Origin of the sequence: Peribacillus asahii (assembly GCF_004006295.1) — a bacterium.
Lineage (GTDB): Bacteria > Bacillota > Bacilli > Bacillales > DSM-1321 > Peribacillus > Peribacillus asahii_A.
Genome location: NZ_CP026095.1, coordinates 3,384,636 through 3,409,536, shown reverse-complemented (window position 1 = coordinate 3,409,536; position 24,901 = coordinate 3,384,636). Strand labels below are relative to the sequence as shown.

General features: G+C 38.3%; 22 protein-coding genes. 17 read left to right on the top strand and 5 right to left on the bottom strand.

What is annotated here, in order from left to right; translation table 11 throughout:
- Position 1: 1 nt before the first annotated feature.
- The 7 genes from scpA (at position 2) to BAOM_RS16780 (ending at position 7,741) form a co-directional block, all read left to right on the top strand.
- Positions 2 to 2,194, top strand: coding sequence for a methylmalonyl-CoA mutase (gene scpA, locus BAOM_RS16810; RefSeq protein WP_127761271.1), 2,193 nt, complete (start codon positions 2 to 4; stop codon positions 2,192 to 2,194).
- Entirely contained in the window at positions 2,194 to 3,321 is a 1,128-nt protein-coding gene (gene meaB / locus BAOM_RS16805; protein ID WP_127761270.1) for a methylmalonyl Co-A mutase-associated GTPase MeaB, read from the top strand. Before scpA ends, meaB begins: the two co-directional genes overlap by 1 nt.
- Positions 3,322 to 3,519: 198 nt before the next feature.
- Positions 3,520 to 3,957 carry a BrxA/BrxB family bacilliredoxin gene (locus tag BAOM_RS16800; protein ID WP_127761269.1) on the top strand — a complete coding sequence of 146 codons (438 nt, stop codon included), beginning with the start codon at positions 3,520 to 3,522 and terminating at the stop codon, positions 3,955 to 3,957.
- A gap of 273 nt (positions 3,958 to 4,230) precedes the next feature.
- Positions 4,231 to 5,034, top strand: a complete 804-nt coding sequence (locus tag BAOM_RS16795; protein WP_164853272.1) for a transporter substrate-binding domain-containing protein — start codon at positions 4,231 to 4,233, stop codon at positions 5,032 to 5,034.
- A 177-nt stretch (positions 5,035 to 5,211) separates the two neighbouring features.
- Entirely contained in the window at positions 5,212 to 5,880 is a 669-nt protein-coding gene (locus tag BAOM_RS16790; RefSeq protein ID WP_286676279.1) for an amino acid ABC transporter permease, read from the top strand.
- Positions 5,873 to 6,595, top strand: a complete 723-nt coding sequence (locus BAOM_RS16785; protein ID WP_127761267.1) for an amino acid ABC transporter ATP-binding protein — start codon at positions 5,873 to 5,875, stop codon at positions 6,593 to 6,595. Before BAOM_RS16790 ends, BAOM_RS16785 begins: the two co-directional genes overlap by 8 nt.
- Before the next feature lie 174 nt (positions 6,596 to 6,769).
- Complete coding sequence (locus tag BAOM_RS16780) at positions 6,770 to 7,741, top strand: aromatic acid exporter family protein (protein ID WP_127761266.1); 972 nt, start codon at positions 6,770 to 6,772, stop codon at positions 7,739 to 7,741.
- Between the two features lie 173 nt (positions 7,742 to 7,914).
- On the opposite strand, the gene prli42 is transcribed toward BAOM_RS16780, so the two are convergent.
- Positions 7,915 to 8,010, bottom strand: coding sequence for a stressosome-associated protein Prli42 (gene prli42, locus BAOM_RS24600; RefSeq protein WP_164853271.1), 96 nt, complete (start codon positions 8,008 to 8,010; stop codon positions 7,915 to 7,917).
- A gap of 176 nt (positions 8,011 to 8,186) precedes the next feature.
- On the opposite strand from prli42, the gene mce reads away from it, so the two are divergent.
- From mce to BAOM_RS24595, 5 genes are all read left to right on the top strand, one after another.
- Complete coding sequence (gene mce, locus BAOM_RS16775; RefSeq protein ID WP_119115441.1) at positions 8,187 to 8,591, top strand: methylmalonyl-CoA epimerase; 405 nt, start codon at positions 8,187 to 8,189, stop codon at positions 8,589 to 8,591.
- Between the two features lie 14 nt (positions 8,592 to 8,605).
- On the top strand, positions 8,606 to 10,156 hold the full coding sequence (locus tag BAOM_RS16770) for an acyl-CoA carboxylase subunit beta (RefSeq protein ID WP_127761265.1): 1,551 nt from the start codon (positions 8,606 to 8,608) through the stop codon (positions 10,154 to 10,156).
- Between the two features lie 134 nt (positions 10,157 to 10,290).
- Positions 10,291 to 11,412, top strand: a complete 1,122-nt coding sequence (locus BAOM_RS16765; RefSeq protein WP_127761264.1) for a tripeptidase T — start codon at positions 10,291 to 10,293, stop codon at positions 11,410 to 11,412.
- A gap of 331 nt (positions 11,413 to 11,743) precedes the next feature.
- The gene (gene gnd, locus BAOM_RS16760) at positions 11,744 to 13,156 is read left to right on the top strand and encodes a decarboxylating NADP(+)-dependent phosphogluconate dehydrogenase (protein WP_127761263.1); all 1,413 of its coding nucleotides are present in this window, start codon (positions 11,744 to 11,746) and stop codon (positions 13,154 to 13,156) included.
- A 258-nt stretch (positions 13,157 to 13,414) separates the two neighbouring features.
- Positions 13,415 to 13,576 carry a hypothetical protein gene (locus tag BAOM_RS24595; RefSeq protein ID WP_164853270.1) on the top strand — a complete coding sequence of 54 codons (162 nt, stop codon included), beginning with the start codon at positions 13,415 to 13,417 and terminating at the stop codon, positions 13,574 to 13,576.
- Positions 13,577 to 13,610: 34 nt separating this feature from the next.
- Here the strand turns inward: BAOM_RS24595 and zwf are convergent, their stop codons facing one another.
- A complete protein-coding gene (gene zwf, locus BAOM_RS16755) occupies positions 13,611 to 15,083 on the bottom strand; it encodes a glucose-6-phosphate dehydrogenase (RefSeq protein WP_218973862.1) in 1,473 nt (490 codons plus the stop codon).
- 290 nt (positions 15,084 to 15,373) lie between these two features.
- Between zwf and rnz the strand changes: the two genes are divergently transcribed.
- Both rnz and BAOM_RS16745 read left to right on the top strand, forming a co-directional pair.
- Complete coding sequence (gene rnz, locus BAOM_RS16750) at positions 15,374 to 16,306, top strand: ribonuclease Z (RefSeq protein ID WP_127761261.1); 933 nt, start codon at positions 15,374 to 15,376, stop codon at positions 16,304 to 16,306.
- A gap of 22 nt (positions 16,307 to 16,328) precedes the next feature.
- Complete coding sequence (locus BAOM_RS16745; protein ID WP_127761260.1) at positions 16,329 to 17,144, top strand: squalene/phytoene synthase family protein; 816 nt, start codon at positions 16,329 to 16,331, stop codon at positions 17,142 to 17,144.
- Between the two features lie 44 nt (positions 17,145 to 17,188).
- On the opposite strand, the gene BAOM_RS16740 is transcribed toward BAOM_RS16745, so the two are convergent.
- The 3 genes from BAOM_RS16740 to BAOM_RS16730 form a co-directional block, all read right to left on the bottom strand.
- Complete coding sequence (locus BAOM_RS16740) at positions 17,189 to 18,994, bottom strand: carbon starvation CstA family protein (RefSeq protein ID WP_127761259.1); 1,806 nt, start codon at positions 18,992 to 18,994, stop codon at positions 17,189 to 17,191.
- A 215-nt stretch (positions 18,995 to 19,209) separates the two neighbouring features.
- Positions 19,210 to 19,947 carry a LytR/AlgR family response regulator transcription factor gene (locus BAOM_RS16735; protein WP_127761258.1) on the bottom strand — a complete coding sequence of 246 codons (738 nt, stop codon included), beginning with the start codon at positions 19,945 to 19,947 and terminating at the stop codon, positions 19,210 to 19,212.
- Positions 19,922 to 21,709, bottom strand: a complete 1,788-nt coding sequence (locus BAOM_RS16730) for a sensor histidine kinase (protein ID WP_127761257.1) — start codon at positions 21,707 to 21,709, stop codon at positions 19,922 to 19,924. The genes BAOM_RS16735 and BAOM_RS16730 overlap by 26 nt, the downstream gene beginning before the upstream one ends.
- 249 nt (positions 21,710 to 21,958) lie before the next feature.
- On the opposite strand from BAOM_RS16730, the gene BAOM_RS16725 reads away from it, so the two are divergent.
- The 3 genes from BAOM_RS16725 to BAOM_RS16715 all read left to right on the top strand — a co-directional run bounded on the left by BAOM_RS16725 (position 21,959) and on the right by BAOM_RS16715 (position 24,844).
- On the top strand, positions 21,959 to 22,957 hold the full coding sequence (locus BAOM_RS16725) for an ABC transporter substrate-binding protein (protein ID WP_127761256.1): 999 nt from the start codon (positions 21,959 to 21,961) through the stop codon (positions 22,955 to 22,957).
- 92 nt (positions 22,958 to 23,049) lie between these two features.
- Positions 23,050 to 24,048: an ABC transporter permease gene (locus BAOM_RS16720; protein WP_127761255.1), complete on the top strand. Its 999-nt coding sequence runs from the start codon at positions 23,050 to 23,052 to the stop codon at positions 24,046 to 24,048.
- 1 nt (position 24,049) lies between these two features.
- Positions 24,050 to 24,844 (top strand): ABC transporter ATP-binding protein, encoded by a 795-nt coding sequence (locus BAOM_RS16715; RefSeq protein WP_127761254.1) that lies wholly within the window; start codon positions 24,050 to 24,052, stop codon positions 24,842 to 24,844.
- The last annotated feature ends 57 nt before the right edge of the window (positions 24,845 to 24,901 follow it).

The window sequence follows — 24,901 nt, the reverse complement described above, 5'->3', positions numbered from 1 at the left end:
AATGACAAAACCTAATTTTTCAAAAATCAATCCAGCAAAAGCTTCTGCACAAGGGTCAGTAGAAACTTGGAAGAAACAAGCAGAAGCGGCAGTTGGCCAAAATATCGATAACCTTTTATTTGAAACAAATGAACAAATTAAGGTGAAATCACTTTACGTTCAAGAGGATAATCAAAACTTAGAGCATATGGACAGCGTACCTGGAATCGCTCCATTTACACGTGGACCATATCCTTCGATGTATGTAAATCGTCCTTGGACAGTTCGTCAATATGCTGGATTCTCAACAGCTGAAGAGTCTAATGCGTTTTATCGTCGTAACTTAGCAATGGGACAAAAAGGTCTTTCTGTTGCGTTCGACTTAGCGACACACCGCGGTTATGATTCAGATCATCCACGAGTAGTCGGTGACGTTGGGAAAGCTGGCGTAGCGATTGACTCGATTCTTGATATGAAAATCTTGTTTGATGGTATTCCACTCGATAAAATGTCTGTATCGATGACAATGAATGGTGCCGTGTTGCCGATTCTTGCTTTTTATATTGTAACAGCTGAAGAACAAGGGGTTACACAAGATAAACTGTCTGGTACGATTCAAAATGATATTTTAAAAGAATATATGGTACGTAATACGTATATTTATCCACCAGAAATGTCTATGAAAATCATTGCAGATATTTTTGAATATACGTCAAAATACATGCCTAAATTCAACAGTATCTCAATCTCAGGTTACCACTTGCAAGAAGCGGGAGCACCAGCTGATATCGAGCTTGCTTATACGCTGGCAGATGGTCTTGAATATGCGCGTACAGGTATGAAAGCGGGCATTGATATTGATAAATTTGCTCCACGTCTTTCTTTCTTCTGGGCAATCGGTATGAACTACTACATGGAAGTAGCGAAAATGAGAGCAGGTCGTTTCATTTGGGCTAAATTGATGAAACAGTTCGATCCAAAGAACGATAAAGCGTTAGCATTAAGAACGCATTCACAAACATCTGGATGGAGCTTAACAGAGCAAGATCCGTTTAACAACGTTGTTCGTACATTAATCGAGGCGCATGCTTCAGCGCTTGGTCATACACAATCCTTGCATACCAATGCATTGGATGAAGCCATCGCTCTACCAACAGACTTCTCGGCTCGTATTGCACGTAATACGCAGCTTTATCTACAAGAAGAAACAAACATTACAAAGGTTATTGACCCTTGGGCTGGTTCTTACTATGTAGAAGCATTAACAAACGAGCTAATTGACAGAGCGTGGGCTTTAATTGAAGAAATTGAAGATTTAGGCGGAATGGCTAAAGCGATTGAAACAGGCATTCCAAAAATGAGAATTGAAGAAGCTGCTGCAAAACGTCAAGCGAAAATCGATTCTCAAGAAGAAACAATTGTTGGTGTGAATAAATACCGCTTGAAAAAAGAAGATCCAATTGAAATTTTGGATATTGATAACACAGCGGTTCGTGAAAGCCAACTCAACCGCTTAGCTGAATTGCGTGCAAACCGCGACCAAGCACAAGTAGATGCGGCATTGAAAGCTTTAACAGAAGCAGCTAAAACAGGTGAAGGAAACTTACTTGAGCTTGCTGTTCAAGCAGCTCGCGTTCGCGCTTCTCTTGGTGAAATTTCAGATGCGATTGAAGAAGTTGCAGGCCGTCATAAAGCAACAATTCGCTCTATCAGCGGTGTATACAGCGAAGCATATTCTAAAGAAGATGAAATTCAAGAAGTTATTCAAATGACGGAAGAGTTCCTTGAGCAAGAAGGTCGTCGTCCTCGTCTATTAATGGCGAAAATGGGGCAAGATGGTCACGATCGTGGAGCGAAAGTAGTCAGCACAGGCTTTGCCGATTTAGGATATGACGTTGATATCGGACCTCTATTCCAAACGCCGGAAGAAACAGCGCTTCAAGCGGTGGAAAATGACGTTCACGTTGTTGGTATGAGTTCACTTGCTGCCGGTCATAAAACGTTATTGCCACAGCTTGCAGCTGAATTGAAAAAATTAGGCCGTGAAGATATCGTCATTATCGTTGGTGGTGTTATCCCGGCTCAAGACTATGATTACTTGTTAGCGAATGGAGCTTCTGCCATTTTCGGACCGGGTACGGTTATTCCGCAAGCAGCTAAAAAAGTGCTCCAAGAAGTATATAAACGTCTAGGCTATGAGGAAGTAGTAAACTAATGAGCGAAGATAAAAAACCGGAATGGGTTGACCCAAATAATCCCGAAGGTTTTAATTCTTCAATTATGAAAGGGGTCGAGTTAGCTGCCGACCACAATCAAGCGTCGAAAAACCGTTTTGTTAAAAAACAAAGGGAATCCATTTCGATACCGGATATTAAAGCAGGTATTCTCAAAGGAGAACGTGCGAAACTTGCAAAAGGAATTACTCTAATTGAAAGTAACGCAGCGCATCATTTTGAGCTGGCTCAAGAGCTATTGCAATCTATTTTGCCGCACACGGGGAAATCTTTACGAATCGGGATTTCCGGTGTGCCGGGGGCTGGAAAAAGTACGTTTATTGAAGCCTTTGGAACCTATTTATGCAGCTTAGGTCATAAAGTAGCTGTACTTGCTGTCGATCCAAGCTCATCTGTAAATGGCGGCAGTATTCTAGGAGATAAAACAAGAATGGAAGAGCTGGCGAGAAATCCTCGCGCTTTCATTCGCCCTTCTCCATCTGAAGGAACTTTAGGTGGGGTTCATCGGAAAACGCGTGAAACAATGCTTCTTTGTGAGGCAGCTGGTTTCGATGTTATCCTTATTGAAACAGTTGGGGTTGGACAAAGTGAAGCGATTGTTCGTGGGATGGTTGACTTTTTCATGATGCTTGCACTAACTGGAGCAGGTGATGAGCTGCAAGGGATGAAAAAGGGAATTATGGAATTGGTTGATGGCATCGTTGTGAATAAAGCAGATGGAGATAATCTTCCACGTGCTATCAAAACGCGATCGGAGTACAGCCGAATTCTTCATTTCTTACAGCCTGTAACAAAAGGCTGGATGTCTAAAGCTCTGACATGCTCTGCCGTTACAGGTAAAGGCATTGATGATGTTTGGAATATGTTGCAGGAGTTTTCTGAAACAACGAAGCAATCAGGAGTATTTGAAGATCGAAGAAGAATGCAATCGAGAGAGTGGTTCCATTCCTTAATTAATAGTCAACTTCATCAACTGTTTTATAAGAATAGTACGATTAAGCAATTGTTGCCTGTCCTTGAAAATCAAATCATGGCAGGGGATCAAACGATTACAAAAGCCGTTCAAGAAGTATTTCAAACGTTTTTAGACACTTTTGAAAAGAAATAAGGGAAGGGGACTCTACAGCTGATGGGAGTCCCTTTTTCTTTGTCAAATCAGAAAGTATTTTAATATATTGTAGTGGACTGACTGCCAGCATGTGCAGGGGGCAACGAAGGCGCTTTTGCTTTTCTTAAGTAAATTAATTGAATCGATGAAAATCAATTGTTATGATAGAGGAGAAACGAATATGGAAGGGGTATGGAGATGGGAATGGATTTTAATTTTTTAATGAATGATGTGGTAAAAACAGCACGTGATGAGATTGCGAAAGCTGGATATACAGAATTAAAAACAACAGAAGAAGTAAACGAGGCGTTAGCACAAAAGGGAACGACACTTGTTATGGTAAACTCCGTTTGTGGCTGTGCAGGTGGAATTGCTCGTCCTGCTGCGGCATATGCGATGCACCATGATAAACGCCCTGATCAATTTGTCACTGTCTTTGCGGGTCAAGATAAAGAGGCTACGGCACGCGCTCGTGAATATTTTGAAGGATATCCGCCATCATCGCCATCATTTGCCCTATTGAAAGACGGGAAAATTTTAAAGATGGTAGAACGTCATGAAATTGAAGGACATCATCCAATGTCTGTTGTTGAAAAGCTTCAATCGTATTTTGATGAATATTGTGAGGAAGTATAAGATCCGTTTTTACGGATCTTTTTGTTTTGTATAGTTTTCTTTAAAATGAAGGACACTATAGCTACATTATCAGCTCTTTCAATATTGTCCTATAGCAATTAACTGAAAATTTTTAACTGTAAATTAATTTATCGATATATTGCATCATCATGAAAGTGTGTTAAAATACATGGGAGTGTATGAATATTAACGGAATGATTATTTGAATAGCGCACAATTACACTTTGACACATACTAACATAATAAGAAAAAAGTTATAGGAGGAAAATAACTATGCAGTGGAAAAAGCATTTTATGTTACTAGTTACTTCTATCTTATTGGTAGGTATTTTAGCAGCATGCGGGAATTCCGAAAAAGATGAAGCCGAAACGGGTGAGAGCGAAGAGAAAAAAGTGTTAAAGCTAGGAACATCAGCAGATTATGCACCATTTGAATTTGTAGATACAGCAAAGAGCGATGAAATTATTGGATTAGATATTGATATCGTTAATGCAATTGCAGACAAGCTTGGCTATGAGATTCAAGCTCAAGATATTGATTTCAATAGTTTACCTACAGCACTTGAAAATGGCACAGTCGATCTTGTTGCTTCAGCGATGAATGCTACGGAAGAACGTAAGAAAACGCTAGATTTCAGCGATAATTATTATTCAGCTGCTAACATGATTGTAACAACAAAAGATAGCACGATTAAAACGGTGGAAGATTTAAAAGGTAAGACAGTGGGTGTTCAATTAGCATCTGTACAAGAAGAGCTTGCAACTAAATTAAATAAAGACGGCATTACTATGACGATTGAAAAACGTAATCGTGTGAATGAAATTGTACAAGAATTAATGGTAGGTCGTGTTGATGCAGCTATTATTGAAGATGAAGTAGCAAAAGGGCACTTAGCTAATAATGAAACATTAGTAGCACATACGATTAAAACAGATGAAGAAGCAGAAGGTTATGCAATCGCTTTTCCAAAAAACAGTGATTTAACAGAGAAGTTTAATGCTGAATTGAAAAAAATGAAAGAAAGCGGCGAACTCGATGAGTTAATTGCTAAATGGATGAAGAGCGAAACTAAATAATATACAGAGAGAAAAACGTTCAGAATGGGATTGTAACCCTCTGAACGTTTTTCCGCGCTTATGATAAAGCCGTGTTAAAAAGATTGTTGGTTTTACATGTCATGAGCCAAAAATCAACAGATTATAGCATATAGCCTATGATGAATGAATCAAAAGAGCTAATATGTTTTGGAGAGGATGAATAGGTTGAATCTAGATTTTGAAAGGATTATACCGTCGATTCCTTACATTTTGGAAGGAATACCGACGACACTACAAGTCGTCTCGGTCGCAGCGGTTATTGGATTTATATTAGGGATTGTATTGTCTATTTTGAAAATTAGTAAAATCAAACCATTAAATTGGTTTGCTGATTTTTATACATCGATTTTTCGGGGAACACCGCTCGTTCTTCAATTGATGTTAATTTATTTTGGATCGCCGCAGATATTAGGTATCCAAATTGAAGCGTATGAAGCAGCTTTTTTAGCATTTGGGTTAAACTCGGCTGCTTACATCTCGGAGATTATTCGTGGGGGAATTCAAGCAGTTGATAAAGGGCAGAGAGAAGCTGCTCTTGCACTTGGAGTTCCTGAATCTCAAATGATGCTCAATATCATTTTACCTCAAGCAATTAAAAATATTTTACCAGCACTTATGAATGAATTAATTTCATTAACAAAAGAATCAGCTGTTGTAACGATTATCGGTCTTGCGGATATCATGCGTCGCGCATATATTGTTGGGGGAGAAACGTATAAATTTTTCGAGCCGATTCTTGTAGCTGGATTAGTTTATTATGTCATGGTTATGATTTTAACGCTTCTTGGTAAGTTGCTCGAAAGGAGAATGAGACGCAGTGATTAAGATTGAAGATTTGCATAAAAGTTACGGCAAGCTTGAAGTGTTAAAAGGGATTAGTACAGAAGTGAAGCAAGGTGAGGTCGTAGCCATTATCGGTCCGTCTGGATCTGGGAAATCGACTTTCTTACGCTGTATCAATATGCTTGAAGCGCCTACAAGCGGACATATTTGGTTTAAAGATCAAGACATTATGAATAAAAAGACGAATATTATGAAGGTCCGTGAAAACGTTGGGATGGTGTTTCAGCATTTTCATCTCTTTCCTCATAAGACGGTGCTGCAAAATTTAACGTATGCTCCGATGAAGGTAAAGAAAATGTCAAAAGAAGCAGCGGAGAAGCAGGGGCGTGAGTTGTTACAAAAGGTTGGCTTGGCTGATAAGGAAGCAGTTTATCCAAATCGTCTTTCTGGCGGACAAAAACAACGTGTCGCTATTGCACGAGCGTTAGCCATGAACCCGGAAGTGATTTTATTTGATGAACCGACGTCAGCGCTAGATCCCGAAATGGTCAAAGAAGTACTGGCTGTTATGAAGTCGCTTGCTGACTCAGGAATGACAATGTTAATTGTGACACATGAGATGGGGTTTGCCCGTGAAGTAGCAGATCGCGTGCTCTTTTTAGATGGAGGGTTGCTAGTTGAAGATTCAGCACCAACTGAATTTTTCTCCCAGCCAAAAAGCAAACGTGCGCAAGAATTCCTGGAAAAAGTTCTATAGTTTTGTAAAAAAAGGTGATGAATGTATCACCTTTTTTTATTTTTGTGAAAAAAAGGATAAATATGTTGTAAGTTAATAAAAAATTTAGTATTTTCCTAAATAAAGGACTATAAAATTGTCGAATTTGCTGATAGTATTATAATAGAAGTAAAGAAATCCAGGTGATACATAACAATGTTTAAAATCGGTTATCGAACGATTAAAACGGCATTAGGTGCTACTTTAGCGATTGTTCTTGCCCAATTATTAAATCTGGATCATTTTCCTTCTGCTGGTATCATTACGATACTATGTATTCAAGTGACACAGAAGAAGTCTTTAAAAGCCTCTGCATCACGTTTTCTCGCTTGTTTACTAGCAATGGGCTATTCAACCTTATTGTTTGAGTTAGTTGCCTACAACCCATTTACAATAGGATTAATTCTTTTGATGTTTATTCCGACTACGGTGGCATTAAAGGTGAATGAAGGCATTGTCACAAGCAGTGTAATCATTCTTCATCTCTATTCGTCAAATGGTATCACGCTAGACTTGCTCATCAATGAAACCATTTTAATTGCTGTAGGAATTGGAGTTGCGCTAGTCATGAATATATATATGCCTAGTGTCGAAAAAGACTTGAAATCTTATCAGAGAAAAGTTGAAGCGAACTTTAGCGCGATTTTAATGGAAATTGTGAAGTACGTGCGTGATAATGACTACACTTGGAATGGGAAAGAACTGACAGAAACGTCGAAATGGTTAGCAGAAGCGAAAAGCTTAGCTTTTCGAGATGTAGAAAATCATTTCTTACGAGAAGAGGATTATTACTATCGATATTTTGATATGCGCGAGAAGCAATTCGAAATTATCGAGCGAATTTTACCTCTTGTCACGAACATACCAAGTATTGTGAAGCAAAGTGATATCCTTGCCAACTTTATTCAAGAGTTAGCAGAAAACGTTCATCCGCAAAACACAGCTAGCTTTTATTTGCGGAAGCTGGACGGGATGGAACAAGGGTTTAAAGAGATGCAACTTCCTGTCACACGTGAAGAATTTGAATCGAGGGCGGCATTACTTCAGCTTATGAAGGAAATGGAGAGATATTTATTGCTCAAACATTCCTTTAATGGTAGAAAAGCTGGAATGAAAAACGGCGGCTAGCTTAAACTAAGCAAAAAGAGAAAGGTCATGATTCTTCCTTTATTGCTTAGCTTAACGCTCCGACCGGATTCTTCTTTAAAGATTTTTAAACATTAACAAAACAAATATAGAGCCATTCGATGAAACAAGAAAATAGAAAAGAGCGAAGCCATTTGACTTCACTCTTGTTAGCATTACATTAAGAAGGCTATACCTGATAGTAATGTTGTTAACAACATCGAGATTAGCATTAAGTATACGATGATTTTTCTTATTTTTTTATTTTTCATATAGTGCTCTCCTCAATTTCAAATGAATGTGTTTAGCTTTATTGTAACGTGAACAATAATCGGAAACAAGGCTAAATACTTGTCTGAGCAATCTTGAAAAGTTAGAGGGTTTTGTTGGGAAATGTAGAACTATGTTATGTTTCGTTTACTAATTGTACATCATGGAGGGTTAGGTAATGATTAAAAATATCGATCATATTGGTATTGCTGTTCGTTCACTCGAAGAAGCTTTACCACTTTATACAGAAACATTAAAGTTAGAGCTTGAAGGCATTGAAACAGTAGAAAGCCAAGGAGTTAAAGTAGCATTTATCCTTGCAGGAAATACTCGCCTAGAGTTATTGGAAGCGTTGTCACCTGAAAGCCCAATTGCTAAATTCATCGAAAAACGTGGAGAAGGCGTTCATCATGTGGCTTTAGGTGTGGATAACATCGAAGACCGCATTCAACAAATTAAAGAAGCTGGTCTACGTATGATTGACGAGACATCTCGATTGGGTGCCCATCATGCAAAGGTAGCATTCATTCATCCGAAGTCTACAGCGAGTATTTTATATGAATTAACAGAAAGACCTGAATAAGAGGAGGAGCCATAATGAAAGACATCTACGAAACAATTAATGATTTATACGACAGACGCCGTGAGGTTGAGCTTGGTGGCGGTGACGAACGAATTGAAAAGCAGCACGCTAAAGGAAAGTTAACAGCTCGTGAAAGAATTGAGCTATTACTTGATGAAGGTACATTTGTTGAATTAAATCCATTTATTCAACACCGCAGTACAAACTTCGGTTTAGATAAAGCAAAAGGACCTGGAGATGGTGTTGTAACAGGATACGGTAAAGTAAATGGACGTGATGTGTACTTATTCTCACAAGATTTCACGGTATTCGGTGGGGCGCTTGGGGAAATGCATGCTCTGAAAATTGCCAATGTTATGGATTTAGCTGCAAAGAATGGAGCACCGTTTATCGGGTTAAACGATTCAGGCGGCGCGCGTATCCAAGAAGGGGTTGTATCTCTTGATGGATACGGACAAATTTTCTATCGTAACTCAATCTATTCTGGTGTAATTCCACAAATCTCTGTTATTATGGGACCTTGTGCAGGTGGAGCAGTTTATTCTCCAGCGATTACGGACTTCATTTTCATGGTTGAGAAAACGAGTCAAATGTTCATTACTGGACCAAAAGTTATCGAAACAGTTACAGGGGAAAAAATTACGTCTGAAGGCTTAGGTGGCGCAACTGTACATAATACGATCAGTGGTAACGCTCACTTTAAAGCACCAACTGATGAAGAAGTATTAAAAGATGTACGTAAATTATTAAGCTACTTACCGCAAAATAATACAGAGAAACCACCTGTATTAGAAGCAGACAACAATGATGATTACCGTGCGGATTTAACAGATATCGTTCCATTTGAAGGTATCCGTCCTTACGATATTCGTAAAGTTGTTGAGCAAGTTGTGGATGAAGGGTCATTCATGGAAGTACAAGAAGGATTTGCGAAAAACATTGTTATCGGTTTAGCTCGTATTAAAGGTCAATCAGTTGGTCTTGTATGTAATCAACCTAAAGTATTAGCTGGTGGACTGGATATCGATTCTTCTGATAAAGCATCTCGTTTCATTCGATTCTGTGATTCATTTAATATTCCAATTATCACATTCGAAGACGTTTCTGGTTTCTTCCCAGGCGTTAAGCAAGAGCATGGTGGAATCATCCGTCATGGTGCGAAAATGCTGTATGCATATTCTGAAGCAACTGTACCAAAGCTTACAATCATTCTTCGTAAAGCATATGGTGGTGCTTATGTTGCACTTAACAGTAAGTCAATCGGTGCAGACCTTACATTTGCATGGCCAAATGCTGAGATTGCGGTTATGGGATCTGCTGGTGCGGCTAACATTATTTTTGCTCGTGAAATTGCAAACAGTGAAGATCCAGAAGCAACACGTGCAGAAAAAGTTGAAGAATACCGTGAGAAATTCGCGAACCCATACGTTGCAGCAAGCTTAGGAATGGTAGATGACGTTATTGATCCTCGTGAAACACGAATCAAAATCATCCAATCTCTTGAAATGCTACGCAATAAAAAAGAAGATCGTCCTTGGAAGAAACACGGAAACATTCCATTGTAATACATGATTTTTTCATAGAAGCTCAAGGCATAATGACCTTGGGCTTTTTTGGTTTAGCTTTGTTTCACAATATTTGCCGGTTTATTTTCTAAGAAGTATACTAAGGTAGGATAACTTTTTTGGAGGGTATAAAGATGATTAATGAAAATCGTTTAGTAGAAGAATTTTTTGAATTGGTTCAAATTGATTCGGAAACAAAAAATGAAGCAGCGATTGCCAAAATATTAAAAGAAAAATTTACAGAGCTTGGTTTAGATGTATTTGAGGATGATACAACAGCAATCACAGGTCACGGTGCAGGTAATTTAATTTGTACCCTTCCAGCTACAAAAGAAGGTGTAGATACGATTTATTTTACATCTCATATGGATACGGTTGTACCGGGGAACGGTATCACACCATCGATTCAAGACGGATATATTGTGTCAGATGGTACGACAATATTAGGAGCGGATGATAAAGCGGGACTTGCAGTGATGCTAGAGGTGCTAAAAGTTATTAAAGAGCAAAAGATTGCTCACGGAAAAATAGAATTTATTATTACAGTGGGCGAGGAATCTGGTTTAGTCGGTGCAAAAGCGTTAGATCGTTCATTAGTGACAGCGAAATATGGTTATGCACTAGACAGTGATGGAAAAGTTGGGAATATTATTGTCGCAGCGCCAACACAAGCAAAGTTCGAAGCAAAAGTATATGGAAAAACGGCTCATGCAGGTGTTGCGCCTGAAAAAGGAGTTTCAGCGATTACAATTGCGGCTAAAGCCATTTCTAGAACGCCTTTAGGTCGAATCGATTCTGAAACAACAGCGAATATCGGTCGTTTCCAAGGTGGACAACAAACGAATATTGTATGTGATTACGTTGAGATATTAGCAGAAGCTCGCTCACTTGTACCAGAAAAAATGGAAGCGCAAGTTCAAAAAATGAAGGAAGCTTTCCAAACGGCGGCTGCAGAAATGGGCGGACGTGCTGAAATCGATGTAACGGTCATGTACCCTGGCTTTAAATATAGCGAAGGTGATCATGTTGTAGAAGTAGCCAGACAAGCAGCAGAGAAGATTAATCGTCCATGTGAATTACAACAAAGCGGTGGTGGCAGCGATGCCAATGTAATTGCTGGATTTGGCATTCCAACAGTTAACTTAGCTGTCGGTTATGAAGAAATTCATACAACAAACGAAAAAATTCCAGTGGAAGAATTAACGAAGCTTGCTGAAATGGTGCTGGGAATTATCGAAGTTGTTACGGGAGAATAATCTACAAAAAATTTAGAAGAGTTTTGGCCTGGGGCGTCTGCAACTATAATTGCAGACGCCTTTTTTCGTTATACAAGCAGAACGCAAAATATAATAAGAAACAACCAAATTGATTGTGTAAACTTCAAAAGGAGTTGTTTTGAACTGAAATTTAATGCAATGGGGAGAATATAATTAAAATGCTCCCTTGAACAATTTTGTGGATGAACATTGTTGTATAACATGGCTATTAAAAAGATTATTGACCAGAAATTAAAACATGAAGGCTGGAACAAGGGTCAGAAAAGAACTTCTATATATAGGTGAGAAACGAAAAAGAGGTGAATGCTGTATGGCAAAGAAACAGATTGGTGTTATTGGTCTTGCTGTAATGGGTAAAAATCTTGTTTTTAATATAGAAAGTCGAGGCTATAGTGTCGCTGTATATAATCGTTCCCGTTCGAAAATAGAGGAAATGATGAAGGGGTTACAAGGAAAAAGTATTTTTCCAGCCTATACATTAGAAGAATTTGTTTCTTCCTTAGAGAGACCACGGAAAATTTTACTGATGGTAAAGGCAGGAAAGGCGATTGATGATACGATTTCTTCATTAAAGCCTTTGCTTGAAAAAGGAGATCTTATTATTGACGGTGGCAATACTTTTTTTAAAGACACACAGAGGCGCCACCAAGAGTTAAAGGAGTCGGGCATTCATTTTATCGGGACAGGTGTCTCTGGCGGGGAGGAAGGAGCCTTAACAGGACCAGCTATTATGCCGGGGGGAGAGCAGGAAGCTTATGAATTGGTAGCACCGATTTTTCAAGCCATTTCGGCCAAAGTAGCAGGAGAGGCTTGCTGTACATATATTGGTCCGGATGGAGCCGGACATTATGTGAAAATGGTCCATAACGGCATTGAATACGGAGATATGCAGTTGATTGCAGAGTCTTATTTTTTATTAAAACATGTACTCAATCTGTCAACTAAGGAACTTCATAGAGTATTTTTCGATTGGAATAAAGGGGAGCTTGATAGTTATTTAATGGAAATAACAGCTAATATTTTTAAAAAATACGACAGCGAGACAGGTAAACCTCTTGTTGATGTTATTTTAGATCAAGCGGGTCAAAAAGGAACAGGCAAATGGACAAGCCAAAATGCATTAGATTTAGGTGTACCACTGTCTATTATTACAGAATCTGTTTTTGCTCGCTATATGTCAGCATTGAAGAATGAGCGTATGGCGGCAAGTGAGCAATTACAAGGACCGGAATGCGTAGCATATATTGAAGATAAGCAGGCATTTATTGAAAAGATTCGTCAAGCCTTGTATATGAGTAAGATTATTTCATATGCGCAAGGCTTTGCTCAAATGAAAGCCGCTTCAGAAGAATATGGCTGGAATCTGCAATATGGAGATATTGCGATGATTTTTCGTGGCGGCTGCATTATTCGTGCACAATTTTTACAAAAAATTAAGGAAGCGTATGATCGAAATCCGAGTTTGAACAATTTGCTGTTCGATTCTTATTTTCAAGGAATTGCAGCAACCTATCACATGGCTCTGCGTGAAGTGATTGCAACAGCAGTCATGAAAGGGATTCCAGTTCCATGTTTCTCAGCGGCACTTGCTTATTATGATAGTTATCGTACAAAAATACTGCCAGCTAATTTAATTCAGGCGCAACGCGATTACTTTGGTGCCCATACGTATCAACGGGTTGATCAAGAAGGACTATTTCATACGGAATGGATAGAGAAATAGAGTGAGGCTTCTGTAAGTGGGGGAGATTCGTCCCCCACTTCGCTTTGTTGTCTTCGTAAAAGTTTGAGACCGGGATTTCACTATTCGTTAAATATGGATTAATCTGTTTTTGGTAAATTCTTAAGACATTTTTTATAGTAAGCAAGCATATAGTTATAGGAAATTAGTTTCATTACTTTTTTTACCAAAATAGTGTATAATTAATGAAAATAATATTCTGAATTATTAGATAAAATGAAGTGGAGGGAGGATAGCATAATGTTTATTGTTTGGCTTGTTCTATCCGTATTTATCTCTTTGATCGTAATAGAGACATCTGTTTCACTCTGGATTAATTCAGGTGCAAGGCAAGAGAAGGCAGAAAACAAGTTATTCTTCAAAAATATTCAATTGAAGTTTTTAAAAAAGAAAGCTGTATAAATAAAACGAGGATGCTACAGTCTAGCATCCTTGTTTAGTTCTCTTGGTCTTCTTGCTCGATTTTTTCTATAGGCCACCAAATATGTCCGTCATGAGCTAATAAAGCATCAGCTGTTGGTGGACCAGAGGAACCAGCCGGATAATTCGGGAAGCTTTCGTCCTTTGTCTTTTTCCAGACTTCAGAAATCGTATCAATAAATTTCCATGATAAAGCGACTTCATCCCAATGCGTAAAGTTTGTTGCATCTCCACGCATGCTATCTAATAATAGTTTCTCGTAAGCTTCTGGTGTATTAATATGATCTGTACCTTCATTTGCTATTTGTAATCTGACGGATTTTGTTTCTGTTGTCGTGCCCGATTTTTTAACATTTAGTAATAGCGTAATGCCTTCTTTCGGTTGAATATGGATGACTAGTAAGTTTGGTGTCAACTTTTGTTCTGCCTGATAGTATAGATTCATCGGCATATCTTTAAATTGGACAACAATTTTCGTTGATTTACGATCCATCCTTTTTCCTGTGTGAATGTAGAATGGTACCCCGACCCAGCGGAAGTTGTCAATCATGAGCTTACCCGCTACATATGTTTCAGTATTGGAGTCGATGCTTACATTTGCTTCTTCTCGATAAGCAGGTACAGTCTCCCCATGGATTATACCATGCGCATATTGGCCGCGAACAAAATAGGTGTTCACCTCTTCTTGACTCATAGGTCGTAATGAACGAAGTAATCGAACTTTTTCGCTGCGAATTTCTTCTGGCGTTAAGGAAATGGGAGGCTCCATAGCAAGCAGGGCGACCATTTGCATCATATGGTTTTGAACCATGTCGCGCAGTGCCCCGTTGTTTTCGTAATAGCGACCTCGTTCCTCTACACCTAGCGTTTCACTAGATGTAATTTGAATATTAGAAATGTATCGGTTATTCCATAACGGTTCAAATAAGGCATTAGAGAAGCGAATCACTTCAATATTTTGAACCATCTCTTTTCCTAAATAATGATCAATTCGATAAATTTCTTCTTCTTGAAACACCGTACGAATTTGTTCATTTAGTGCTTTCGCTGTTTCAAAGTTTGTTCCAAATGGTTTTTCTATTACGAGGCGTTTGTAGCCTTCTATGTTCGTTAAACCTTGTGTTTTGAGTTGATTTGTAATCGTACCAAAAAACTCTGGTGCCATAGCTAAGTAGAAAATGCAGTTTCCTTTCAGCTTATATTGATTGTTGAGTTGGGATGCAAGCTGTTTTAATTCAATGTAAGATTGCGAACTTGTAACATCATGGCAATGGTAGTGAAAATGAGAGATAAATGCTTCTATACGATAATCGACGTTTGCGAACGTCATGACAGAATCTTTGACGTTTTCTTGAAATTGTTCGGTTGTTAATGGACGCCGCGCGACACCAATAACGGCGAAATTTTGTAGTTTATTTTTGGTATATAATTGATAGAGAGAAGGAAATAGTTTTCGTTTTGCTAGATCGCCTGTTGCTCCAAAAATCATGATTAATGCAGTAGGTTTCGTACTTTCTGACACGGTCAATACCTCAACTTTCCTTTTTCACTAGGCTATGTGATAGAACGTGGTTGATTGTTGGCTATAATGAGTTTAAAATCGTTCGATTAACAGACCTTTTTCCTGTTAGCGTGTTGGAATTATGTTTTTCATTTTACGTTTAGCATTCCCTAAAAAGCAATCGTTTCGTTCGTTAAAATTATCAAAGCTTTGTATGCGGCACGTTTGCTTGCAATTATGCTATAGTTAATATAATGAGGATAATCGGAGGTAAAAAAGTGGATTTTATGTTTTTAGGAACGGGTGCTGGTGTTCCGGCAAAGGCGCGTAATGTAACATCAATTGCCCTTCAACTATTAGAAGAACGAGGAACGGTATGGCTGTTTGATTGTGGAGAAGCTACTCAACATCAAATTTTAAAAACAGCCATAAAACCTCGTAAGATTGAAAAGATTTTTATTACACATTTACATGGAGATCATATTTTTGGCTTGCCAGGGCTGCTTGGCAGTCGTTCATTTCAAGGTGGAACGGAAAAATTAACGATTTACGGACCAAAGGGGATTGCTGATTTTGTTCGAACGAGTCTTGCTGTAAGTACGACTCATTTAAAGTATCCGCTCGAGATTATTGAAATTGAAGAAGGTATGATATTTAAAGACGAGCAATTTACTGTTTATGCGCTTCCGCTTGATCATGGTATTTATTGTGTAGGCTACCGCGTTGTTGAACAAGATCGTCCGGGCAGTTTACTTGTCGATAAATTAAAAAGAGAAGGTGTAAAACCTGGACCGATTTTTAAAGCGTTGAAAAAAGGAGAACGTGTGCAATTAGAGGATGGCCGTTTACTAGATGGGACCGATTATTTAGGAGAAGCACAAAAAGGGAGAATCATTACGATTCTTGGAGATACGAGAATGTGTGAAAATGCAGTTCGTTTAGCCGTTGATGCGGATTACGTTGTTCATGAATCGACCTTTGCAGCGGATGAAGAAGAGATGGCTAAAGCTTACTTTCATTCGACGACGGTACAAGCTGCTCAAGTAGCGAAAACAGCGGCTGCCAAACATCTTATTTTGACACATATTAGTTCGCGCTACACAGCAAATGAAGTGGAACAGCTTCGTCAAGAAAGCGCAGCTATTTTCCAAAATACAATTGTCGCAGAGGATTTTTTACAAGTGAAGATTCCTCTATATATAGAGAAATAGAGTATAAAAGGAGTGAAGAGATATGATGGAGCAAAACCTATTACATAAAAAAGCGATGGATTTTTTATTAACAACGAGTAGGACGTTTTTTATTCCGATTAGTCATTTACCATCTGGATTACAAGAAGCGATTGGTTCAGCTTATTTGTGCATGCGTGCCATTGATGAAATTGAAGATGATTCGAAGCTTCCTGCTGATACGAAAATTTTTCTATTACAATCTGTCGCTAAATTGCTACAAGAAGGTCACAGCGCAGCAAGAATTGAAGCACTTTTTACTCCGTTTAAAAAAGATTTACCTGAGGTGACGTTGCTTTTGTCGGATTGGATTGCTTATTGTCCACCGGGTGCATTAGATAAGGTGTTAGAGTCTACCATAGAAATGGCTGAAGGAATGGCGAAATGGGTTGCGAAAAATTGGGAGATCGAAACGGAAGCCGATTTAGATGATTATACGTATTATGTTGCTGGTTTAGTCGGTGTAATGCTCTCAGATATTTGGAAATGGTATGATGGGACAGAGACAAATCGTGAACAAGCAATTGCCTTTGGCCGCGGTTTGCAAACGGTTAATATTTTACGTAATCGTGATGAAGATGCGGAGCGTGGTGTTCAGTTTTTCCCAAAAAGGTGGGGGTTCGCTGAGATGCTTGCTCACACTGAAAAAAATTTAGCAATGGCAGAAAAATATTGCCAAACGATTCAAACGAAGGATATTTTGCATTTTTGTAAAATTCCTTTAGAATTAGCGAAAGCCACATTAGTCGCTTTAAAAGAAGGAAAAGAGAAGATTAACCGAGCGGAAGTAACGAAAATTGTAAAGCACGTTGTCGATTAGTAAATCAAAAACCCGAAAAGCTTCAATAGCTTTCCGGGTTTTTATTATGCTATTTCTTTTTTCGATTGTTCTACTAGAATGTGTTGAGGTATTTTACAAAGCTCAATCCATTTTTTAATAGATGTAAGGAGAATAATCACTCCAAGGATAAGCATAATGATGGATAATGTACCGTTTAATACGCTAAAACCTGTACTTTCTGCATTCCAGTATACATTTTTAATCATCCAATATCCTGCCACATTGACCGTTACGTATAAGTAAGCCAGCGGGACTAGACAAGTTAGCATATACCAGCGTTTATCTGCGATTTTTAAAATAACAGTTGCCCCAACAATTAAGCCAATGGAAGCCATTAATTGGTTGGATACACCAAATAGTGCCCAGATAGAACTGATGTCACCAGAATACAGGAGGTATCCCCAAATGAAGCATGCTAGCGCACTAGCGAATATATTTGAAAATAATGACTCTGTATTTTTTAATGGTTTATAAAAATCACCGAAGAAGTCTTGAATAAGATAACGAGCCACACGGGTTCCTGAATCAATGGCCGTTAAGATAAAGACTGCTTCAAATAAAATAACGAATTGGAAGAAGTATGACGCTAATTTTTCGAAAACTGGTATTTCGGTAAAAATATAAGTCATTCCAACGGCAAGTGTTACAGCACCGCCCGTTCTTCCTTCAAGATCCATGCCGATTTCATCGCTTAACTCATCTAAATGCACGGTTTCCATGCCGAGTGTTGCAAATTTTTCAGGAGCAGAGTTGATAGCGAAATAGTCTCCTGGCTGTAATGATACTGCAGCAATTAAAGCCATAATGGCTACTAAACATTCAACAAGCATGGCACCGAACGCAACGCCTTTAATATCACTCCAACGATTAATCATTTTAGGAGTTGTTCCAGAACCAACGAATGCATGGAATCCTGAGATTGCTCCACAAGCAATGGTAATCGAGATAAATGGCCAAACCGGACCAGCAACGATTGGACCGCCGCCGTTAATAAAGTCTGTCAACGCTGGAAACTGAACAGATGGGTTTACATAGAATACCCCAACAATTAAAGCGACGAAAACCCCGATTTTCATAAATGTACTTAAATAGTCACGTGGAGCAAGCAATAACCAAACAGGCAAGGCTGCTGCGAAAAATGCGTAGATTGGTAAAAGAATAGCAATTGTACTTGCTTCCAGTGTTAATAGATTACCAAGTGCTGTGCCTTGAAGATTTGGTCCGAAAAGAATAGCTGCGATAATTAGACCAAACCCAACGATTGTTGCGGCTTTTAGATTGCCAGTCTTTTTATGATAGAGACCAACACCCATTGCGATTGGAATGGTAATACCGACAACAAATGTACCCCATGGGTTGTTTTCTAGTGCATGTAATATAACTAAAGACAGTCCCGCCATTGTGATGGTAATAATAAACAACATCGCAAGACCTGTACAAAATCCTGCTACAGGACCAAGTTCTTCTTTAGCTACTTCAGATAGTGACTTTCCGTCTCGACGCATAGAAGCAAATAGAACGACCATATCGTGAACGGCCCCGCCAATGACTGCCCCAATTAGTAACCAAAGTAAACCAGGTAAATATCCGAACTGTGCTGCTAAAATGGGTCCAACCAATGGACCTGCAGCTGCAATTGCCGCGAAATGATGACCAAACGTTACCCATTTATTAGTTGGTACATAATCTTTACCATCTTCTAGTTTATGAGAAGGAGTAGGTTTAGAATCATCTAGCTTTAATACTTTAGCTGCCATAAATGTACCGTATAAGCGGTAGACAATTAATAATATACAAATGGAACCAATGACTATAGAAACCGCATTCATTTTCATGACCTCCACATTTCTGTTATAGTACAGTAATCATACTAAAAGAAAGTGAAAACAGGTGGCTTTTTCAGTTGAAATACCAAAATTTCATGTTTAATTACAGAAAATGCGGGATGAGATACAATATAATAAACTGAAAATTTAGTGTTCTTCTGGTGTTAACATTTTAGTATATTGTTATATAACGATTTTAGACAACAAGAGATACCAGTTCAAAATTGTAATAGCTGCTTTAGCTCTTTTATGTAGGTTCGACTAACAGGAACGTTAGAACCGTCATTCATAATGAGGTTGTAGGTTGAGTTAAACCAAGGTTGTATTTCAGAAATGTAATGGATGTTGACGATATAGCTGCGATGTACGCGCATAAATGAATGATCCTGTAGTTTTTTCTCTAGAGCAACAAGCGCTTCGCTTACTTTAAATACGTCATCCTTTGTTTTAATCATACATTTTCCTTCACTTGATTCAACAAATAGAATAGACGCAGCATCAAGTAATAGGATGCGCTCTTCTACAAGGATAGCTATTTTGCCTGTTTTATTGATTGGAACGTTAGAAGAAGGCTGGATGTCTTGTTTACCTATTTTCTGTAGTTTTGTAATTTTGTCTAACATTTGGTACATACGCTGTTCATCGAACGGTTTTAATAAATAATCCAGTGCGTTTAGTTCAAAAGCTTCGAGCGCATATTCGTCATACGCTGTTGCAAATACGATAGCAGGGGTCTTTTTTAGAGCATGAAGCTGTTTGGCTAATTGCAATCCATTATCTTCAGCTAATTCAATATCGAGAAAAACAAGATCCGGTTCTTGGACAGGGATGTCTGCCATCGCTTTCTCTAAACAATCTGCTTCTCCTACAATTTCTACTTGTTTGCTGCAAATGAGCAAGTACTTTAATTCATCTCGTGCTAACGGTTCATCATCTACTATGTATGCTCGTAACATGTTGTTCAAAAACTCCTTTACTATGAAGAGGAATAGAAATAATAATTTTCGTACCTACATTTAGTTCACTCTGAATAGTTAATTGTGCTTGCCCGTTATAAATACCCATTAAACGTTCGTGAATATTAAATAAAGCTGTACCCGTTCCCTTTTTAGAGCTGACGGTTCGGTGACCAAGTTCTCTTCTTCTTTCTTCTTCGATTCCTTTTCCATTATCTTGGACGATAATGTGTATCATTTCGTTTTGTGAAGAAATATCTATTAAGATAGTTCCTTTATTATGATTTTTTCGAATAAAAGCATGGTTAATTGCATTTTCAACTAAGGGCTGTAAAGTAAATGGTGGAATTAACACTTGATTAAGCCCTGGCTCTATATGGAGAGAGAGGTGATAAACATCCGGAAATCTGGCTTGCTCTAACGATAAATAGGCTTTTACATGTTCGATTTCCTTTTCTAATGGAATCATCATTTGCCTAGCTCCTTGTAAATTACTGCGAAAGAATGAACTAAGCTCAATTAATAGCTTTCTTGCTTTTTCTACATCTGTTCGGCATAGTACTGAAATGGTGTTAATGCTATTAAACAAAAAATGTGGATGTATTTGCGCTTGCAATACTTTAATTTCTGCGTCTTTTAATAATTTTGTTTGCTGTTCGGCCTCTGCCAGTTCTAGTTGGGTAGAAAATAAGTTAGCAAGACCTTCTGCTAATTCTTTGTGTACTTGATCTAATTTAGCAGGGTCGGTAAAGTACATTTTTAAAGTACCTACGGTTTTATTTTGTACTTTTAAAGGTAGAACAATTGCTGCCTGCAAGGGGCAATCCTTTTGAAAACAATAAATTTCTTCTTTTACTTGTGCAATAGCAACCCTTCCGCTTTCCAATACTTCTTTCGTCAATCCTGTAGCAAGCTCCATGTTTAGAATATGATGATCAGCGCCTGCGCCAACATGAGATAAAATTTGACGGTCATCTGTAATCGCTACAGCATCTGCATCAGTCAGTTGCAACATAATCTCTGAAATTTGTTGACAGGAACTTGGATTGAGTCCTTGGCGAAAATAAGGTAATGTTTGATCGGCAATATGAAAGGCTTGATTTGTTTGATTAGCGCGTGCTCGTTCTTCATCCCTCATCATTGATTGAATAATGAGCATAAAAAGCAATGTTCCAAAACCATTAACAAGAATCATTGGTATACTAATTATTTCAACTAGTTTTGCTGCTTGTTCAAATGGTTTGGCGACGATTACAATAATGAGCATTTGTACAGCTTCTAAAATCATGCCAATTTTGACGGCATAGAGGGGAGTGATTTTTTTCCTGCTCTTCCGTCGTTTCTTCCCGTAATACCCAGCTGCAACTCCAGCTAAAAGGGTAGAGATTGCACAAGCAACAGCGGTAAAACCTCCTAATGTTAAACGGTGAACTCCTGCAAGCACACCAGCACCAATTCCGACTATTGGGCCACCTATTAGGCCGCCAATGACTACTCCCATTACTCTCGTATTGGCAATCGCATTATCGGGATTAATCTCCGTAATCCAATCTACTTTGTGAATTGTATCGTGATGAATTTCTATCCCTGTATAATTACTAATCACTCCAAATGTTCCAAAAAGAACAATGAGCCATATTCGCTCTATTACGTTGCGTTCGCCGTGAACAATATGGCGAAAGGACTTCATTTGTGAAAGTAAAAAAGCCACAATGACAATGATTCCTACTTTTTCTAACATTAATGATACTAAATTGAACATGGCAATCCATCCTTGTATGCAGCATTGAATTTATCTTATACTAGAAATAGGAAATTTGTCGAATACTCGTCAGGATAGTATGAATTTTTTCTGAATTTTAACTTTCCTAATATATAGAAAATTTTAAAAAGAATAAAAATATATTGAAATAATTGCGTGGAAGCGCTTATAATTTAATACATAAAAGCAAAAACGCATAACAGTACTGAATTAGAGAATTTTTCATTATCGAAAAAGAGGGGGAGAAACATGAAGAAGAAATTATACTCAGCTGCAGCAATTACACTTGTAACAAGTGCGTTATTAGCTGGCTGTGGCAGCGATTCAAGCAGTGAAGATACAAAGAAAGAGGATAACGGTGAAAAAACTTATCAAGTTGGGGTTACACAAATTGTGCAGCATGCCTCTTTAGACGAGGCGACGAAAGGATTCCAAGATGCTTTAAAAGAAAGTGACCTTAATGTAGAGTTTGATGTTCAAAACGCACAAAATGATCAAAGTAATAATCAAACCATTGCGAAAAATTTAGTAAGTGATAAAGTGGATTTAATTTTTGCGAACTCGACTCCAAGTGCATTAGGTGCTAAAAATGCAACAAGTGATATTCCAATTGTGTTTACATCCGTAACAGATCCAATTGAAGCAGAACTTGTGACATCTTTAGAAAAGCCAGGTGCTAATGTAACAGGTACAACAGATTCTCATCCAGATGCAATCGCAAACACGGTGAAATTTATTGCGGAAGAACTTGGTGCTAAAACAATTGGAACAGTGTATAACGCTGGAGAGAAAAACTCAATTGTACAAGTAGAAAATATGAAGGCGGAAGCGAAAAAATTAGGAGTTAAAGTGTCAGAAGCTTCTGTTTCTACGTCTGCAGATGTAAAAAAAGCAGCAGAATCTTTAATTGGGAAAGTGGATGCATTCTATATTGTGACAGATAACACAGTTGTTTCAGCATTAGAATCGGTTGTAGGTGTATCAAACGATAAGGATATTCCATTATTCGTAGGAGAGTTAGATTCAGTAGAACGCGGAGGATTTGCTGCTTACGGTTTCAGCTATTATGATATCGGTTTTGAAGCTGGAGAAAAAGCGGTGGAAATTTTGAAAGATGGTAAAAAACCAGGAGACATTCCAGTTAGCTATCCACAAAATTTAAAACTCGTAATCAATGAAACAGCTGCCAAAGAAATGGGCGTTGAAATTAAAGATGAGTGGAAGAAAGAAGCAGAGCTAGTAAAGTAAGCTCAACCTCTTTTTAGTTCATTGTTTATCTAGGGTCCCTTATGTTTTGATCTTGGGACCCTTTTATTTTAACTTTAGGAAGGAAGAAAAATATGTTTACAGCCGTATTCAATTCATTTGAATCTGGAATGATTTACGCCATTATGGCACTTGGTGTTTATTTAACGTTTAGGATTCTTGATTTTCCTGATTTGACAGTAGAAGGAAGCTTCGTTACGGGTGCTTCCGTAGCAGCGATTATGATTGTAAATGGTTATTCGCCGATTATTGCCACATTAGCAGCATTAGGAGCTGGTTTTCTTGCAGGTATATTAACGGGCTTGCTGCATACAAAAGGGAAAGTAAATCCTCTTTTATCGGGAATCTTAGTCATGATTGCTCTTTATTCAATTAACTTACGAATTATGGGTACTTCGAATATTCCGTTGCTTTCGCAAACGACTTTATTAACGAATATTCAAGATGCGTGGGCAAAAACAGGAATGGATGATGTATTAAATGGCTTATTAACGGCAATTGGTTTAGGAGACAGTTTACCAAAAACATGGTCTATTTTACTGATGATGTTATTCATTACGGTTCTTATCCAAGTAGGGATGTCTGTCTTTTTAAAAACAGAAATTGGTTTAGCTATTCGTGCAACCGGTGACAATGAAGCGATGGTAAAAAGTTTCTCCGCCCATACGGGGAATATGAAAGTACTTGGCTTAGCAATTAGTAATGCACTTGTTGCATTTTCAGGCGCTCTTATTGCTCAATATAATGGCTTTAGTGATATTGGAATGGGAATAGGGATGATTGTTATTGGTCTTGCCTCTGTTATTATCGGTGAAGCAATCTTCGGTGCGAAAACGATTGTCAGAGCAACGCTTGCTGTAATTGGTGGTTCACTTATTTATCACTTTGTTGTTACACTAGCGCTTCGTGTAGATTTCTTACAAACAGGGGATGTAAAATTAATTACCGCTCTTATTGTAATTGGGGCACTTCTGTTACCTCTTATTACGGAAGGTCGGAAAGTAAAAGCACGAAAGAAAAAACGTCTGATGGAATTGCAACTTGATCATAAATCATTGGAGGAGGGGAAATAAGATGCTTCATCTGAATGGAATTTATAAGGTATTTAATGAAGGAACACCAGATGAGAAGCTCGCTCTGCAAAACCTTCAACTTCAATTAAAAAAAGGTGAATTTGTTACGGTGATCGGCAGTAATGGTGCAGGAAAATCGACGTTAATGAACATGGTATCTGGAAAGATTCTTCCGGATACAGGGGAAGTTCTTATTGATGGTCAAAAGGTATCTGGAGTAGAAGAACACCAGCGAGCCAAACTCATTGGCCGTGTATTCCAAGATCCGATGGCCGGAACAGCTCCGCATATGACGATTGAAGAGAATATGGCCATTGCATATGGTCGAACAAATGGCCGCGGTTTACGTTTTGGCGTAACGAATAAACGAAAAGCATTTTTTAAAGAAAGTTTAGAAACGCTTCATTTAGGTTTAGAAAATCGAATGACAGCGAAGGTTGGTTTATTATCCGGCGGGGAGCGTCAAGCGCTATCGCTCCTTATGGCGACCTTTACTAACCCGAAAATTTTGCTTCTAGACGAACATACAGCAGCGCTTGATCCTTCTCGTGCAGAACTTGTAACACAATTGACTAAGGAAATTGTTGAACAAAGCAAATTGACAACATTAATGGTCACACACAATATGCAGCAAGCAATTGATTTAGGTGACTCCTTAATCATGATGGACAAAGGACAAATTATTTTTGAAGCAAGAGGAGAAGAGAAACAGGCGTTAACTGTTGAAAAATTATTGAATGAATTCCAACGTATTAAAGGTGAAAAAATGAATAATGACCGAGCAGTTTTAGCCTAATCATATAAAAAAGTGCCTATTCCTTGAGAGTAGGCACTTTTTGTTTCACATTTAACG

Coding starts and splice junctions, on each gene's coding strand:
- BAOM_RS16730 (WP_127761257.1), bottom strand. CDS start 21,709: ATGTTCAATTTAGTATCATTAATGTTAGAAAAAGTAGGAATCATTGTC.
- BAOM_RS16780 (WP_127761266.1), top strand. CDS start 6,770: ATGTTTAAAATCGGTTATCGAACGATTAAAACGGCATTAGGTGCTACT.
- scpA (WP_127761271.1), top strand. CDS start 2: ATGACAAAACCTAATTTTTCAAAAATCAATCCAGCAAAAGCTTCTGCA.
- BAOM_RS16715 (WP_127761254.1), top strand. CDS start 24,050: ATGCTTCATCTGAATGGAATTTATAAGGTATTTAATGAAGGAACACCA.
- BAOM_RS16720 (WP_127761255.1), top strand. CDS start 23,050: ATGTTTACAGCCGTATTCAATTCATTTGAATCTGGAATGATTTACGCC.
- BAOM_RS16790 (WP_286676279.1), top strand. CDS start 5,212: ATGAATAGGTTGAATCTAGATTTTGAAAGGATTATACCGTCGATTCCT.
- prli42 (WP_164853271.1), bottom strand. CDS start 8,010: ATGAAAAATAAAAAAATAAGAAAAATCATCGTATACTTAATGCTAATC.
- zwf (WP_218973862.1), bottom strand. CDS start 15,083: ATGATTTTTGGAGCAACAGGCGATCTAGCAAAACGAAAACTATTTCCT.
- BAOM_RS16735 (WP_127761258.1), bottom strand. CDS start 19,947: ATGTTACGAGCATACATAGTAGATGATGAACCGTTAGCACGAGATGAA.
- BAOM_RS16765 (WP_127761264.1), top strand. CDS start 10,291: ATGATTAATGAAAATCGTTTAGTAGAAGAATTTTTTGAATTGGTTCAA.
- mce (WP_119115441.1), top strand. CDS start 8,187: ATGATTAAAAATATCGATCATATTGGTATTGCTGTTCGTTCACTCGAA.
- BAOM_RS16795 (WP_164853272.1), top strand. CDS start 4,231: ATGCAGTGGAAAAAGCATTTTATGTTACTAGTTACTTCTATCTTATTG.
- BAOM_RS16725 (WP_127761256.1), top strand. CDS start 21,959: ATGAAGAAGAAATTATACTCAGCTGCAGCAATTACACTTGTAACAAGT.
- gnd (WP_127761263.1), top strand. CDS start 11,744: ATGGCAAAGAAACAGATTGGTGTTATTGGTCTTGCTGTAATGGGTAAA.
- BAOM_RS16740 (WP_127761259.1), bottom strand. CDS start 18,994: ATGAATGCGGTTTCTATAGTCATTGGTTCCATTTGTATATTATTAATT.
- meaB (WP_127761270.1), top strand. CDS start 2,194: ATGAGCGAAGATAAAAAACCGGAATGGGTTGACCCAAATAATCCCGAA.
- BAOM_RS24595 (WP_164853270.1), top strand. CDS start 13,415: ATGTTTATTGTTTGGCTTGTTCTATCCGTATTTATCTCTTTGATCGTA.
- BAOM_RS16770 (WP_127761265.1), top strand. CDS start 8,606: ATGAAAGACATCTACGAAACAATTAATGATTTATACGACAGACGCCGT.
- BAOM_RS16745 (WP_127761260.1), top strand. CDS start 16,329: ATGATGGAGCAAAACCTATTACATAAAAAAGCGATGGATTTTTTATTA.
- BAOM_RS16800 (WP_127761269.1), top strand. CDS start 3,520: ATGGGAATGGATTTTAATTTTTTAATGAATGATGTGGTAAAAACAGCA.